This is a genomic window from Pseudomonas sp. NPDC079086, assembly GCF_044542155.1.
GTDB lineage: Bacteria > Pseudomonadota > Gammaproteobacteria > Pseudomonadales > Pseudomonadaceae > Aquipseudomonas.
Genome location: NZ_JBITTY010000001.1, coordinates 559,086 through 572,527 on the forward strand (window position 1 = coordinate 559,086; position 13,442 = coordinate 572,527).

At 61.4% G+C, this 13,442-nt stretch carries 16 protein-coding genes and 1 pseudogene; 9 read left to right on the plus strand and 8 right to left on the minus strand.

Annotated elements, in window-relative coordinates; translation table 11 throughout:
- Positions 1–4: 4 nt before the first annotated feature.
- Complete coding sequence (znuA, locus tag ACIGEK_RS02730) at positions 5–943, minus strand: zinc ABC transporter substrate-binding protein ZnuA (RefSeq protein ID WP_397493069.1); 939 nt, start codon at positions 941–943, stop codon at positions 5–7.
- Positions 944–1,036: 93 nt separating this feature from the next.
- Here znuA and ACIGEK_RS02735 point away from each other — a divergent pair, with 93 nt between their 5' ends.
- From ACIGEK_RS02735 to ACIGEK_RS02765, 7 genes are all read left to right on the plus strand, one after another.
- Entirely contained in the window at positions 1,037–1,522 is a 486-nt protein-coding gene (locus ACIGEK_RS02735; RefSeq protein ID WP_397491842.1) for a Fur family transcriptional regulator, read from the plus strand.
- Positions 1,519–2,325, plus strand: coding sequence for a zinc ABC transporter ATP-binding protein ZnuC (gene znuC / locus ACIGEK_RS02740; protein WP_397491843.1), 807 nt, complete (start codon positions 1,519–1,521; stop codon positions 2,323–2,325). Before ACIGEK_RS02735 ends, znuC begins: the two co-directional genes overlap by 4 nt.
- The gene (gene znuB / locus ACIGEK_RS02745) at positions 2,318–3,106 is read left to right on the plus strand and encodes a zinc ABC transporter permease subunit ZnuB (RefSeq protein ID WP_397491844.1); all 789 of its coding nucleotides are present in this window, start codon (positions 2,318–2,320) and stop codon (positions 3,104–3,106) included. Before znuC ends, znuB begins: the two co-directional genes overlap by 8 nt.
- Before the next feature lie 68 nt (positions 3,107–3,174).
- Complete coding sequence (locus ACIGEK_RS02750; protein ID WP_397491845.1) at positions 3,175–4,026, plus strand: PA5502 family lipoprotein; 852 nt, start codon at positions 3,175–3,177, stop codon at positions 4,024–4,026.
- Between the two features lie 200 nt (positions 4,027–4,226).
- Positions 4,227–5,234, plus strand: coding sequence for a methionine ABC transporter ATP-binding protein (locus ACIGEK_RS02755; RefSeq protein WP_397491846.1), 1,008 nt, complete (start codon positions 4,227–4,229; stop codon positions 5,232–5,234).
- Positions 5,234–5,911, plus strand: a complete 678-nt coding sequence (locus ACIGEK_RS02760; protein WP_397491847.1) for a methionine ABC transporter permease — start codon at positions 5,234–5,236, stop codon at positions 5,909–5,911. The genes ACIGEK_RS02755 and ACIGEK_RS02760 overlap by 1 nt, the downstream gene beginning before the upstream one ends.
- 79 nt (positions 5,912–5,990) lie before the next feature.
- Entirely contained in the window at positions 5,991–6,761 is a 771-nt protein-coding gene (locus ACIGEK_RS02765) for a MetQ/NlpA family ABC transporter substrate-binding protein (RefSeq protein WP_397491848.1), read from the plus strand.
- On the opposite strand, the pseudogene ACIGEK_RS02770 reads toward ACIGEK_RS02765, so the two are convergent.
- A pseudogene (locus ACIGEK_RS02770) lies at positions 6,758–7,653 on the minus strand (LysR substrate-binding domain-containing protein). The gene ACIGEK_RS02765 and the pseudogene ACIGEK_RS02770 overlap by 4 nt on opposite strands.
- Before the next feature lie 110 nt (positions 7,654–7,763).
- On the opposite strand from ACIGEK_RS02770, the gene ACIGEK_RS02775 reads away from it, so the two are divergent.
- On the plus strand, positions 7,764–8,189 hold the full coding sequence (locus ACIGEK_RS02775) for a VOC family protein (protein WP_397491849.1): 426 nt from the start codon (positions 7,764–7,766) through the stop codon (positions 8,187–8,189).
- 4 nt (positions 8,190–8,193) lie between these two features.
- On the opposite strand, the gene ACIGEK_RS02780 is transcribed toward ACIGEK_RS02775, so the two are convergent.
- The 5 genes from ACIGEK_RS02780 to ACIGEK_RS02800 all read right to left on the minus strand — a co-directional run bounded on the left by ACIGEK_RS02780 (position 8,194) and on the right by ACIGEK_RS02800 (position 12,247).
- The gene (locus tag ACIGEK_RS02780; protein WP_397491850.1) at positions 8,194–8,826 is read right to left on the minus strand and encodes an SCO family protein; all 633 of its coding nucleotides are present in this window, start codon (positions 8,824–8,826) and stop codon (positions 8,194–8,196) included.
- Between the two features lie 11 nt (positions 8,827–8,837).
- Positions 8,838–9,737 carry a heme o synthase gene (cyoE, locus tag ACIGEK_RS02785; protein ID WP_397491851.1) on the minus strand — a complete coding sequence of 300 codons (900 nt, stop codon included), beginning with the start codon at positions 9,735–9,737 and terminating at the stop codon, positions 8,838–8,840.
- 24 nt (positions 9,738–9,761) lie between these two features.
- Entirely contained in the window at positions 9,762–10,802 is a 1,041-nt protein-coding gene (locus ACIGEK_RS02790) for a heme A synthase (protein ID WP_397491852.1), read from the minus strand.
- A 154-nt stretch (positions 10,803–10,956) separates the two neighbouring features.
- Complete coding sequence (locus ACIGEK_RS02795) at positions 10,957–11,541, minus strand: hypothetical protein (RefSeq protein WP_397491853.1); 585 nt, start codon at positions 11,539–11,541, stop codon at positions 10,957–10,959.
- Positions 11,516–12,247, minus strand: a complete 732-nt coding sequence (locus ACIGEK_RS02800; protein ID WP_397491854.1) for an SURF1 family protein — start codon at positions 12,245–12,247, stop codon at positions 11,516–11,518. The genes ACIGEK_RS02795 and ACIGEK_RS02800 overlap by 26 nt, the downstream gene beginning before the upstream one ends.
- Positions 12,248–12,335: 88 nt before the next feature.
- Here ACIGEK_RS02800 and ACIGEK_RS02805 point away from each other — a divergent pair, with 88 nt between their 5' ends.
- On the plus strand, positions 12,336–12,539 hold the full coding sequence (locus ACIGEK_RS02805) for a twin transmembrane helix small protein (protein WP_397491855.1): 204 nt from the start codon (positions 12,336–12,338) through the stop codon (positions 12,537–12,539).
- Positions 12,540–12,545: 6 nt separating this feature from the next.
- Here ACIGEK_RS02805 and ACIGEK_RS02810 read toward each other — a convergent pair whose 3' ends face one another.
- Entirely contained in the window at positions 12,546–13,442 is an 897-nt protein-coding gene (locus ACIGEK_RS02810; RefSeq protein ID WP_397491856.1) for a cytochrome c oxidase subunit 3, read from the minus strand.

Below are 13,442 nucleotides of genomic sequence, written 5' to 3' on the forward strand. Positions count from 1 at the left end.
CTGACTATAGCGCCTCGAGACAACTCGCCAGCTCACCCGCCATATTTTCCAGTAGGGCTTCATAGCCTTTGGCATCCACTGGCAAGGTACCGCCCATTGAGTCCAGCTCGGCCAGAGTGACCGGCAGACCAGCAGTCAGGGTTTGTGCCAGACGTGGACGAAATGGCGGTTCACTGAATACGCAACTCGGCCCGGCCTGCTGCAAGCGCTCACGCATGGCGGCGACATGCTGAGCGCCTGGCTGCACTTCACCGAGCACGCTAAAAACGCCGGCATGGTTGAGGCCATAGGCGGCTTCGAAGTAGTCGTAGGCTTCGTGGAAGACGAAGTAGGGCTTGCCTGACAGGCCATTCAAGCGGCTTTTCAGACGCTGGTCTAACGCATCCAGACGCTGGCCAAACGCCTTGGCATTGGCCTGATAACGCGCGGCATTAGCCGGGTCGGCCTGTGCCAGGTCGGCGGCAATCTTGCCAGCAATCACCCGGGCATTGGCAGGCAGCAGCCAGAGATGAGCATCCAAGCTGCCGGGACGGTGGGCGTGGTCATGCTGTTCGGCTGCGGGCGCGTGATCTGCGTGATCTGCGTGATCTGCGTGATCTGCGTGATCATCTTTATGCTCGGCGCTGTCGCCGAAATGCCGCAGTGCCATGCCTGGCAAATCCTGCACCGCCACACTCGGTTTATCACGACCCGCCAGCACGCGCGGCAGGAAGCTCTCCAGATCCGCACCGATCCAATACAGCAGGTCAGCATCACGCACGCGGCGCACATCGGAGGGGCGCAACGCATAGTGGTGCGGCGAAGCGCCCGGCGGCAGCAGTACGTCGGGCTGGCCGACGCCATCCTGTACTGCAGCGGCAATCAGCTGCAACGGCTTGATGCTGGTCAGCACCCGCACATCGGCGTGAACTGTGAAACTCAGGGAAAAACTGATCAACAACAGGCCTAAAGCCGGAAAAAGACGCAACACGGGGAGCACTCAAACGGGAAGGAACGGGTAATATAATAACGTCTCTCACCTTATTCGTCGTTGCCCATGACTCAAGCACCGCTGGCTTCACGCCCACACGACCACTCCCATTGCGTCAGCCATGCCCTGGCCGAGGCCGAAGCTATCTGCGCGCGCCAGGGTCTGCGCCTGACCGTTTTACGCAAGCGCGTGCTGCAACTGGTCTGGGCCAGCCACAAGCCGCTGGGCGCCTATGACATCCTCGGCGTGCTGAGCGATGAAGACGGCCGCCGCGCCGCGCCGCCAACGGTGTACCGCGCCCTGGATTTCCTCTTGGAAAACGGCCTGGTACACCGCATCGCATCGCTGAACGCCTTTGTCGGCTGCAGCCACCCGGAACACGCCCATCAGGGCCAGTTCCTCATCTGCCGTGGCTGCAATGCGGCCATCGAGTTGGAGCAGGCCACGATCAGCGACGCCATTATCAGCAGCGCGGCCGGCGTCGGTTTCGCCGTGGAAAGCCAGACCGTGGAAGTAGTCGGCCTCTGTGCAGGCTGCCGGGAGACCGCATGAGCGACGCCCTGATCCGCCTGGCCGGCGTGGGAGTGACCTTCGCCGGACAACGCGTACTCGATGATGTGCAGCTGAGCGTAAAGCCCGGCGAAATCGTCACCCTGATCGGCCCCAATGGCGCCGGCAAAACCACCCTGGTGCGTGCCGTGCTCGGCCTGCTCAAACCCGATACCGGCAGCGTCTGGCGCAAAGCCAAGCTGCGCATCGGCTATATGCCGCAGAAGCTGCATGTGGATGCCACCTTGCCGCTCTCGGTACTGCGCTTTCTGCGCCTGGTACCGGGCGTCACACGCACCGATGTGCAGGCAGCGCTGGCTGAAGTGGGTGCCGAACAGGTGATCGACAGTCCGCTGCAAAGCATCTCCGGCGGAGAACTGCAGCGCGTACTGCTGGCCCGCGCCCTGCTGCGTAAACCCGAGCTACTGGTGCTGGATGAGCCGGTGCAGGGCGTCGATGTCGCCGGCCAGGCCGAGCTGTACCGCCTGATCACCCAACTACGCGACCGCCATGGCTGCGGCGTGCTGATGGTGTCGCACGATCTGCACCTGGTGATGAGCACCACCGACCAGGTGGTCTGCCTCAATCGTCACGTCTGCTGTTCCGGCCACCCCGAGCAGGTCAGTTTCGATCCGGCCTTTGTCGAGCTGTTCGGCGAAGACGCCAAGAGCCTGGCCGTCTACACCCACCACCACGACCATCAGCACGACATACACGGCGCTGTCGTTACAGAAACACCGGCCGGCCTGAGTATCAAGGGTCCGGTAAAACCGCATATCCACGGAGATGGCTGCAAGCATGGCTGATTTCCTACTCAACGCCCTGCTCGCCGGCCTGGCCCTGGCGCTGGTTGCCGGCCCGCTGGGCTCCTTTGTGGTATGGCGGCGCATGGCCTATTTCGGCGATACCCTGTCGCATGCCGCGCTGCTCGGCGTGGCCCTCGGCCTGATGCTCGACGTCAGCCCGACCTTGGCGGTAACTGTCGGCTGCGTGCTGCTGGCGGTGCTGCTGGTCACCCTGCAAAGCCGCCAACCGTTGGCCTCCGACACACTGCTCGGCATCCTCGCCCACAGCACCTTGTCGCTGGGTCTGGTGGTGCTGAGCTTTATGCAGGATGTGCGTATTGACCTGATGGGCTACCTGTTCGGCGATCTGCTGGCCGTCGGCCCGACTGACCTGGCCTGGATCATCGGTGGCAGCTCCCTGGTGCTGGTACTGCTGGCCCTGCTGTGGCGGCCGCTGCTGGCGATTACCGTGCATGAGGAGCTGGCCAAGGTCGAAGGCCTGCCGGTGGCGGCGATACGCCTGAGCCTGATGCTGCTGATCGCCGTAGTAATCGCCGTGGCGATGAAGATTGTTGGCGTGCTGCTGATCACCTCCCTGCTGATCATTCCCGCCGCGGCAGCCCAGCGCCATGCGCGCACCCCGGAGCAGATGGCCTTCGGCGCCAGCTTGCTGGGGATTGTCGCGGTGTGTGGCGGGCTCAGCCTGTCGTGGTTTCAGGACACTCCGGCCGGCCCGTCCATCGTGGTCAGTGCAGCAACACTGTTTTTACTGAGCTTTGCCCTACCAAGACGCACAGCCTGAAAGATTGGTGACGCCAAGCAGCGCGGTGTAAACTTGCGCGTTTTTTGCACAATTCGAGACCCACAGTAATGAAATCGTCGGTTTTTCGTAATCTTTTGCCATTTCTGGTTCTGCTGTTGGCCGGCTGCCAAAGCGCGCCGCAACCGGCCAACCTGCCGGTGGACGATTTGGTCAGCGCCTTTCGCCAACTCGACCAGAGCCTGGCCAGCGGCGACCTGAGCAACGCCGAAAACCAACTCGGCAGCCTGCAGCAACGCGCCGCCGGCGATACGCGCCTTGAGCAATACCAGCGGCAACTCGCCGAAGCCCATCTGCAACAGGGGCAAAAAGCCCTGCAGGCCGGCGATCTGGATAACGCCACCAAAGCCCTAAGCCGCGCCCGCAGCCTGATGCCGCAAGCACCCGCGCTGACCACCGGCCTGGATGGCGCCATCGCCCAAGCGCGCGAAGCCGAACTGGCCGCAGCCGAACAACAGCGCCGTACTGCTGAGCAGGCTGATGCGCGTGCCGAAGCCACGCGCCTGGAGCAGGCGCGCCAGTTACGTCTGGCTGCCGAGCGGCAGGCCGCCGCAATTCAGGCTACTCAGATGCCAAATACCCCGCCAGCCGAAGCACCTGCACCGGCCAAGCCGCAGGCCCGGTTGATCGACCCGGCCGCCGCCAGCAGCGTGGTCAGCCTGCCGATGCTGGATAACCAGGACAACGAGCGCCTGCGTAGCCTGCTCGACGGTGTAGCGGCCGATATGGTCGCGTTCAATTGCGCAGTGCGTATCGAAGTACGCCAGGCCAAGGATTTCCCCTGGGTCGCCTCCCTGCTCAACGCACGGATCAAACGTCTGGACCCGAGTTTCAGCCCGCGCATGAGCCAGATAATCAAACCCGCTCAGGTGCCGCAACTGGTACTCACCCCCAAGCGCTGATGCGGCTTGGGCGGCATAACGACCGGGCTTGCCCGGTCGTTTGCATTGGCGCTGGCTACACTGGGCTGAACAGTCCAGTCATTAATGCGATTTAGCTATAACTATAGGTCTACAAAGATTTTTGCGACCTATACAGCGACGGGTAGACTAGCCGCCGTTTCTGCCTACCCGGCAACTTTGAAACCCAAAAGGTTTATGCAGTGATCAACTTTCATCAGGTCCACAAGGCGTATCGCGTCAGTGGTCAGGACATCCCCGCTTTGCAACCGAGTGATCTGCAGATTGCCCGAGGTGAAGTGTTCGGCATCATCGGCCACTCCGGTGCTGGCAAAAGCACCCTGCTGCGTCTGATCAACCGCCTGGAAGAGCCTTCTGGCGGACGCATCGAGATCGACGGCGAAGACGTCACCGCGCTCGACGCCATGGGCCTGCGGCGTTTCCGCCAGCAGGTCGGGATGATCTTCCAGCACTTCAACCTGCTCTCATCGAAAACCGTCGCCGACAACGTCGCCCTGCCGCTCAAGCTGGCGGGTGAACTGCCGCGTAGCGCGATCAACGCCCGTGTCGCCGAGTTACTGGCACGCGTCGGCCTGCAGGATCACGCCAACAAGTACCCCGCGCAGCTCTCCGGCGGGCAGAAACAGCGCGTCGGCATTGCCCGCGCCTTGGCCACTGAGCCGAAAATCCTGCTGTGCGACGAGGCTACCAGCGCCCTCGACCCGCAAACCACGGCCTCGGTGTTGCAGTTACTGGCCGAGATCAATCGCGAGCTGAACCTGACCATCGTGCTGATCACCCACGAGATGGATGTGATACGCCGCGTGTGCGACCGCGTGGCAGTGATGGATGCTGGTGTGATTGTCGAATCCGGCACCGTGGCCGAGGTGTTTCTGCACCCGCAGCACGCCACCACCAAGCGTTTCGTGCAGGAAGCCGAGCAGATTGACGAGAGCGAACAGCGTGATGATTTCGCCCATGTCGCCGGCAGTATCCTGCGCCTGACCTTCCAGGGCGAGGCGACCTACGCGCCGCTGCTGGGCACCGTAGCGCGCGAGACCGGGGTGGATTACAGCATCCTCGCCGGGCGCATCGATCGCATCAAGGACACCCCCTACGGCCAGCTGACTCTGGCCCTGACCGGCGGCGATCTGGACGCCGCGCTGGCGCGCTTTGAAGCCGCCGACGTGCATCTGGAGGTGCTGCGCTAATGGACGCCTTACTGACTCGCCTGCTGCCCAACGTCGATTGGACGGAAATCGGCTACGCCAGCCTGGACACCCTGAGCATGCTCGGCGGCTCCATGCTGTTTACCGTGCTGCTCGGCCTACCGCTGGGCGTGCTGCTGTTCCTTACCAGCCCACGGCAGATGTTCGAACAGAAAGCCTTCTACGGTTTCCTTTCGCTGCTGGTGAATATCCTGCGCTCGGTGCCATTCGTGATTCTGCTGATCGTGATGATCCCCTTCACCGTGATCGTCACCGGTACCTCGCTAGGCGTCGCCGGCGCCATTCCACCGCTGGTAGTCGGCGCCACGCCGTTCTTCGCACGCCTGGTGGAAACCGCCCTGCGTGAAGTGGATCGCGGCATCATCGAAGCGACCCAGGCCATGGGCGCGACTACTCGGCAGATCGTGGTCAACGCACTGTTGCCCGAGGCACTGCCCGGGATTATCGCGGCCATTACCGTCACGGCGATCACCCTGGTGTCCTACACGGCAATGAGCGGTCTGATCGGCGGCGGCGGCCTCGGTGACCTGGCTGTGCGCTATGGCTATCAACGTTATCAGCCCGACGTGATGGCGGTGACGGTGATCCTGCTGCTGGTACTGGTACAGATTCTACAAACCGTCGGCGACAAGCTGGTGGTGCATTTTTCCAGAAAATAAGGTGCCCCACGGGGCACACAAGACAGCGAACCACCGGTTACCTGCCGGACTTCGCGCACATCCCACAAGGAGCTTTACGATGAAAAAACTGATCGCTGCATTCGCTGCCCTGGCAGCCTTCTCTGCCCAGGCTGAAAGCCTGAGCGTCGCCGCCACTGCCGTACCGCACGCAGAAATTCTCGAATTCGTTAAACCGGCCCTGGCCAAAGACGGCGTTGAGCTGAACATCAAGGTCTTCACCGACTACGTGCAGCCCAACGTGCAGGTTGCCGAAAAGCGCCTGGACGCCAACTTCTTCCAGCACCAGCCGTACCTGGATGAATTCAACAAGAGCCGTGGTACCGAGCTGGTCAGCGTTGCCGGCGTGCACGTCGAGCCCTTCGGCGCTTACTCCAGCCAGCACAAAACCCTGGCCGACCTGCCACAAGGCGCCAACGTGGTGATCCCCAACGACGCCACCAACGGCGGCCGTGCCCTGCTGCTGCTGCAGAAAGCAGGGGTAATCACCCTGAAGCCGGAAGCGGGCATCCTCGCCACGCCGAAAGACATCGCCGAGAACCCGAAAGCCATCAAGGTACGTGAGCTGGAAGCGGCCACCCTGCCGCGCGTGCTGACCCAGGTCGACCTGGCGCTGATCAACACCAACTACGCCCTGGAAGCCAAGCTCAACCCAACCAAGGATGCCCTGGCCATCGAAGGCAGCGACTCGCCATACGTCAACATCCTGGTTGCGCGTGCCGACAACAAGGACAACGCCGCCCTGCAGAAACTGGCGAAGGCACTGAACAGCGCCGAAGTGAAGGCCTTTATCGCTGAGAAGTATCAGGGCGCTGTTGTTCCGGCGTTCTAAGACCCCGCGTTAGCTGCACCCTCTGCCAAACCCCGCCCCGTGCGGGGTTTGTCGTTTAAGGCGGCTTCGCGCAGGCAGTCCAGCAGGCAGTCCAGAGCTGGCTGACGCTGAGCGCGGCGCAATACCGCTACCAGTTCGCGGTGAAAGGTCAGCGCACCTAGTTCGATCACGCGCAACTGCGTCGGCCGTTGCAGCCACAACCCTGCGCGTGGAATCAGCGACACACCAAGGCCACATTCGACCATCCGCACGATGGCCTCCAACTCATCCAACTCCAGCGCTTCTTGCACTGTCAGGCGCTGCTCGCGAAGGAACTGGTTGACCCGCCGTCCGCCGAACGAGCGCCGGTCGTAACGTACAAAGGGCTGTTCGGCGAGGATTTGCAGCGGGTCATCCGCCGTCACGCTGAGCGGGGTGATCAGCACAAACGGCTCGCGCGCCAGGCTGATCTGCAGCAGCTCCTTAGGCAGTTCGAAGGGCGGCTTGATCAGCAGCGCCAAATCCAGCTCGCCTGCGTCGATCTGGCTCAACAGGTTCAGCGACACGCCCGGCACCAGCTTCAGCTCGACCCGCGGCGCGGCTTTGCGAAAACGCGGCAAGGCTTCGGGCAACAAGCCGGTCTGCAAGGTGGCAATCGCCCCGACCTTCAGCTCGCCTTGCCACTCAGCGGCGCTGGTTGGCAGGGCCATTTGGGCATACAGCCCGAGCATCTGCTCCGCCAATGGCAAGGCATGCTTGCCGGCAGCATTGAGCATTGCCGAACGCCCAGGCCCTGTTCCAGTACACGCATCTGTGCGCTGACCGCCGACTGGGTCAAACCAACCTGCTGGCCGGCCGCCGCGAAGGTGCCATGCCGCGCAACCGCCACAAAGGTTTTCAATTCGCGCAGCATCGTTGCCTCGATTGATCAATTTTGTTTTTGCTTGCGAGCAAGGATATTCGCTTTTAATCAGAATCGCTGTTGCTGAGAATCAGCAGACAGCACTCTCAAGGAACTTCAGCATGGCTCTCGCACCCTTTCACCTGGCAATTCCCGTCTACGATCTGGCTGCCGCACGGCATTTCTATGGAGAGGTATTCGGCTGTGCCGAAGGCCGCAGCAGCGACCACTGGGTGGATTTCGACTTCTTCGGCCATCAGCTGGTGATCCATCAGGCGCCGAAGATGGCCTACCAGGAAGCAGCGCACAGCAACCCTGTGGACGGTCACGACGTGCCGGTGCCGCATTTCGGTGTGGTGTTGGGCTGGGAGGATTGGCAAACGCTGGCGGCGCGACTACAGGCCAAAGGCACGCGATTCGTGATCGAACCCTATGTGCGCTTCGCCGGCCAGGTCGGCGAGCAGGCCACGCTGTTCCTACTCGACCCCTGCGGCAACGCCTTGGAGTTCAAGGCGTTCAAGGACATCAGCCAGCTATTTGCAAAATAGCTACTTAGGGCCGTTCAAGCAGACCGGGCAACTGCGCGGCCAGTTTGCTGTTGTTGATCGGGGCGCGGATAAAGCCGCGCTGCCTGCCGTCCGGGCCGATCAGCACCAGGTTGCCGCTGTGGTCGACGGTGTAGTTTTCCTTGCTGGTATCAGCCGGGATAAACGGAATGCTGACGCCGTTAGCCAGCTTCTGAATGGTCGCTTGCTCGCCGGTCAGGCCGATAAAGCCGGCATCAAAGTAATCCAGGTACTTCTTCAATTGCTCCGGCGTGTCGCGATTCGGATCGACCGTAACCAGCACAATGCGCAGCTTGGCCAGGGTTTCCGGCGGTAGCTGGCCTTGCAATTGACGCAACTGGGCGAGGGTGGCTGGGCAGATATCCGGGCAGAAGGTGTAACCGAAAAACAGCAGGCTCCACTGATCCTTGAGCTGATCGATCACCACTGCCTGACCGTCCTGATTGGTCAGGCTCAGCTCCGGCAGGCTGCGGCTCTGTGGCAACAGGACAATGCCGGCATCCAGCAACACGGTGGGATCACCCTGGCCCTTGCTGGTCAGCACCTTGTTGACGGTCAAGCCCAGCACCAGGGCGACGATGGCAACGAGAACAAAAACGGTGATCTGGGTTCGGGACATGGCACCAACGATTACAGGTTTAACAGCAGATAGTGGTCGACCAGCAGGGCGATAAACAGCGCGAAAAGATACCAGATGCTGTACTTGAAGGTGTTGATCGCAGCGTGCGGTTTGCTGTCACGGTACAGCACCACTGCCCAGTGCAGGAAGCGCCCGCCCAGCAGCACGGCGCAGCCGAGATAGAGCAGCCCGCTCATATGGATGGCGTACGGCAGCAGAGTCACCGCAAACATCACCAGGGTGTAAAGCAGGATATGCACCTTGGTGTAGTGCTCGCCGTGGGTCACCGGCAGCATGGGGATATCAGCCTTGGCGTATTCCTCCTTGCGGTGGATGGCGAGGGCCCAGAAGTGCGGCGGTGTCCAGGCGAAGATGATCAGCACCAGCAGCAGCGGTTCGGCGCTGACGTGCCCGGTAACCGCCACCCAGCCGAGCAGTGGCGGCGCGGCACCCGCCAGGCCGCCGATCACAATATTCTGCGGTGTGGCGCGCTTGAGAAAGCCGGTGTACAGCACGGCATAACCGAGCAGCGAAGCCAGGGTCAGCCAGGCCGCCAGCTCGTTGGTAAAGGTCAGCAGCAGGGCCATACCGGCCACCGCCAGTAGCAGAGCAAAACCCAAAGCCGCACTGGGCGAGATACGCCCCGAGGTAACCGGACGCTTGAGCGTGCGCGCCATGATCGAGTCGATGCGCCGGTCCACCACATGGTTGACTGCCGCCGCCGCGCCGGCGCACAAACCAATACCGAGGTTGCCGAAGATCAACACTTCCCAGGCCACACCCGCCCGCGTGGCGAGAAACATGCCGACCAGGGAGGTGATCAGCATCAGCACCACCACCCGCGGCTTGGTCAGCTCCAGGTAGTCGCGCCAGCTGGCGTGGGCTTGCTGTTCGCGCGCTAGAGTAGCCATAAGGTCTCTCCTCGATTGTTTTTGTTATTTGCTCGGCAACATCGCAAGGTCAGCCTGCGCTTCTGCTGCCGGAGATGCCAGCCGTACTGAGCTGCGCACCCGGTAATTGATTAGCACCAACGTCATTAGCAGAGCCGCGCCACCGAGGTTGTGCGCCACTGCCACCTGGAGCGGCAGGTGAAACACGACGTTACTGATACCCAGGCTGATCTGCACGGCCAGCGCCAACACCAACAAACCGGCCAACCGCCCCAGCCCATGACGCTTGAGCTGCCAGGCCAATAGCAGCAGCACCAGGGTGACCAGCAGTGCGCCGATGCGGTGGGTCATATGAATGGCAGTGCGCGCGTCGCTGTCGAGTTGCCCGCCAAGGTAGTTCGGGCCGATATGTTGGGTCAGGTGAAAACCATTGGCGAAGTCCATCGCCGGCCACCATTCGCCATGGCAGGTCGGCAGATCGACGCAGGCAACCGCTGCGTAGTTGCTACTGACCCAGCCACCAAGGGCAATTTGCCCAATCACCAGCAGCAAACCGAGCGCCGCCAGGCTGCGCAGTCGTGCGGGAAGGTTGGCCAAGGCCGCCGCCTTGCCGGAGAGACGCAGCGTCAAAAGAAACAGCAGGCTAAGGGTGGCAAAACCGCCAAGCAGATGGGCCGTAACCACTTGCGGCCAGAGTTTCAGAGTCACCGTCCACATGCCAAAGGCCGCCTGCAGGGTCACCAGACCCAGCAATAAAAGAGGCAATTTAAGTGGCTGGCCGGCCTCGCCACGGCGTCGCAGCGCCTGTACCGCCAGGCCGAGAATCACCAGGCCCAGGGAGCCGGCAAAATAGCGGTGGATCATCTCGTACCAGCCTTTGGCGACTTCCACCGGCGCTTCGGGAAAGCGCGCCTCAGCCAGAGTCTGCTTGTGCTCACTCATCGGCACGCCGATAAAGCCGTAGCAGCCGGGCCAGTCCGGACAACCGAGGCCGGCGTGGGTCAAGCGGGTATAGGCACCGAGCAGCACCACCACGACCGCCAACACCGTGGCGAACAGGGCAAAACGGTAACCGGGCTTGCTCATCCGTCCTCCTTAGATAGGCCGTTGAAAAACGTAGCGAGCGAAGGTTAGACAAGGCGAAAGCAGGCGAGGGCGCGGAGTGTACGAGCTGTACATGAGCAGCCCGAGTCTGATTTCAACGCGGTATAACCGAGCGCAGTAGTTTTTCAATGGTCGATCAACCAATTTGGGAGATTTTCAGTAGGTGCCGTAGATCATTAAGAATCGCCTTGCCTTTGCTGGTGGCGTCATAGCGCAGCACCAGATTGCCGCGCGGGTCGACGATCCACAGCTGCGCGCCTTCTACCTTACCGGCGGTCTTGTCGTAGGCATCCAGCTGCAGCTGATAGCGCGCAAGTTGCGGGTATTCGCGGCGCAGCTGAGCGTCATAGTCGCTGGCGATGGGTTGAGCAGAAGCCAGGCCATGGGCCGCGCGGCCGACATCACGGTTTAAACCGATATGCACCTGACGGGCGAGAAACACCAACTCCTTGCAGGCGGCATCGCAGAGATCCGGCACGGTCACCAGCAGTTGCCAGCGCTGCTCATCGGCGCCGACCACACCTAGGTCGGCACGGGTTTGTCCGGTGCCGATCAGTTCGCCGTGGTAGCTGCGGGTTTCCGGTACCCAGAAGCGCCATTGATACATGGCACTGGCAAGGATCATCGGACCGATCACCACGGCCAGAATCAGAATCAGCTGCAGCCGCCCACGGCGACGCTGGCTGGGCGACACTTCAGGCAGGGCGATGGCTGGGTTCATGGCGAGTCTCCCGCGCGTTAGATAGACCTAAATAGATAAACAGGCAGAGCAAAGCCGCCGCCAGGGCGAACCATTGCACGGCATAACCGAGGTGTTTGTCGGGGCTCATGGCGATAACTGGCCAATCGCTCTGGAATGACGCTGGGCCCGGCTCGAGGCGTACCTCATAGGCCAGACCGCCACGCCCTAGTTGCTGCCACAGGTCATCCGGTTTGACTTCACTAATCAGCCGCGGCCAGTCCGCAGACGGTTGCGCACCTTGCAACTGGAAAGCCTCACCCAGTGGTACATATACCGTGGCCTGCAAACGCAACGGCGAATCCGGGGTGGCAAACGTTGGGGGGATACGGCGATCGGGCCAGGCCAGCCAGCCGCGATTGAGCAGTAGCCAGAGGCCGCTGGCCTGATCATAAAAAGGTTGCAACACCTCCACTCCGACCTTGCCGTCGCGGGTGCGGTTGTCCAGCAGCAGGGTATGCCGCGCATCGAAAAAGCCCTGCAGCTGCACGCGCTGGTAAGCTGGATTTGGCTGTCGCTCCAGTTCATCGATGCTGATCGGTGCGGCCAGTTGCTGGGCCTGGTGTGCGGCTAACAATTCGCGCTTTTCTTCGGCGCGCGCTAGCTGCCAGAACCCTAGGGCGATAAGGCAGGGAAATAGCAGCAGCACCAGCACGCTGGGCAGCCAGCCAGGACGGAAGGCGCTCATAGCGACCTCCCCGGAGCCCTGCATAAGCTGGCTATACTGCAGCTGAAGCGCATTTCCCTTCCCCCGAAGTTCCGCATGGGAGTCACGCATGCTCAAAGCCGCGATCGTCCTGCTACTACTGGCTACTCTGATCAGCCTATTCAGTGGCCTGTTCTTTCTGGTCAAGGACGAAGGTAGAACCTCCCGTGTGGTCAACGCGCTGACTGTACGCGTGAGCCTCACTGCCTTGACCGTCGCCCTTATTGCCTGGGGTTTCTACACTGGCCAACTGGTCTCGCATGTCACCTGGTAAGTCTCGTTACAACACATACACGAAGACAAACAAGCCAATCCACACCACATCGACAAAGTGCCAATACCAGGCAGCCGCCTCGAAACCGAAGTGTTTGTCAGGGCTAAAGTGGCCGCGAATGATGCGAATCAGCATGATGCTCAGCATCAGTGCACCCAGGGTCACGTGGGCCCCGTGAAAACCGGTGAGCATAAAGAAGGTTGCGCCGTAGATGCCCGAACCCAGGGTCAGGCCCAGTTCGGTATAGGCATGGATGTATTCCTCGACCTGCAACACCAGAAAAGAGATACCGAGAATCACCGTCAGCGCCAGCCACAGGGTCAGCGGCTTGCGGTGGTTCTTGCGTAGCGCGTGGTGGGCGAAAGTCAGGGTGAAGCTGGAAGTGACCAGCAGAATGGTGTTGATCAGCGGTAGGCCCCAGGCGCTGATGGTGCCACTCGGTGCCGGATAGAGTTTCGGATCAGGCGTGTTAAGCAACGGCCAGCTGTACTCGAAGCCCGGCCAAAGCATGTTGCTCACCCCTTTGTCGCCTTCACCACCGAGCCAAGGGCCCGCCCAGGTGCGCACGTAGAACAGCACACCGAAGAACGCGGCAAAGAACATCACTTCGGAGAAGATAAACCAGCTCATACCCCAGCGGAACGAGCGGTCCATCTGCGGGCTGTACATGCCTGAGCGGCTTTCCTTGATCACATTACCGAACCAGCCGAACAGCATATAGGCGAGAAACAGGCCGCCGACAAAGAAGATCATAGGGCCATTGGAGTCGGCGCGATCCGCCTTCAGATCGTTGAACCAGGTGCCTACGCCGTATACCGAAAACAGCATGCCCAGGGTGGCGATGATCGGCCATTTACTCTGGGCCGGGACGTAATAGCTTTCGTGGCTTTCATGACTCGACAT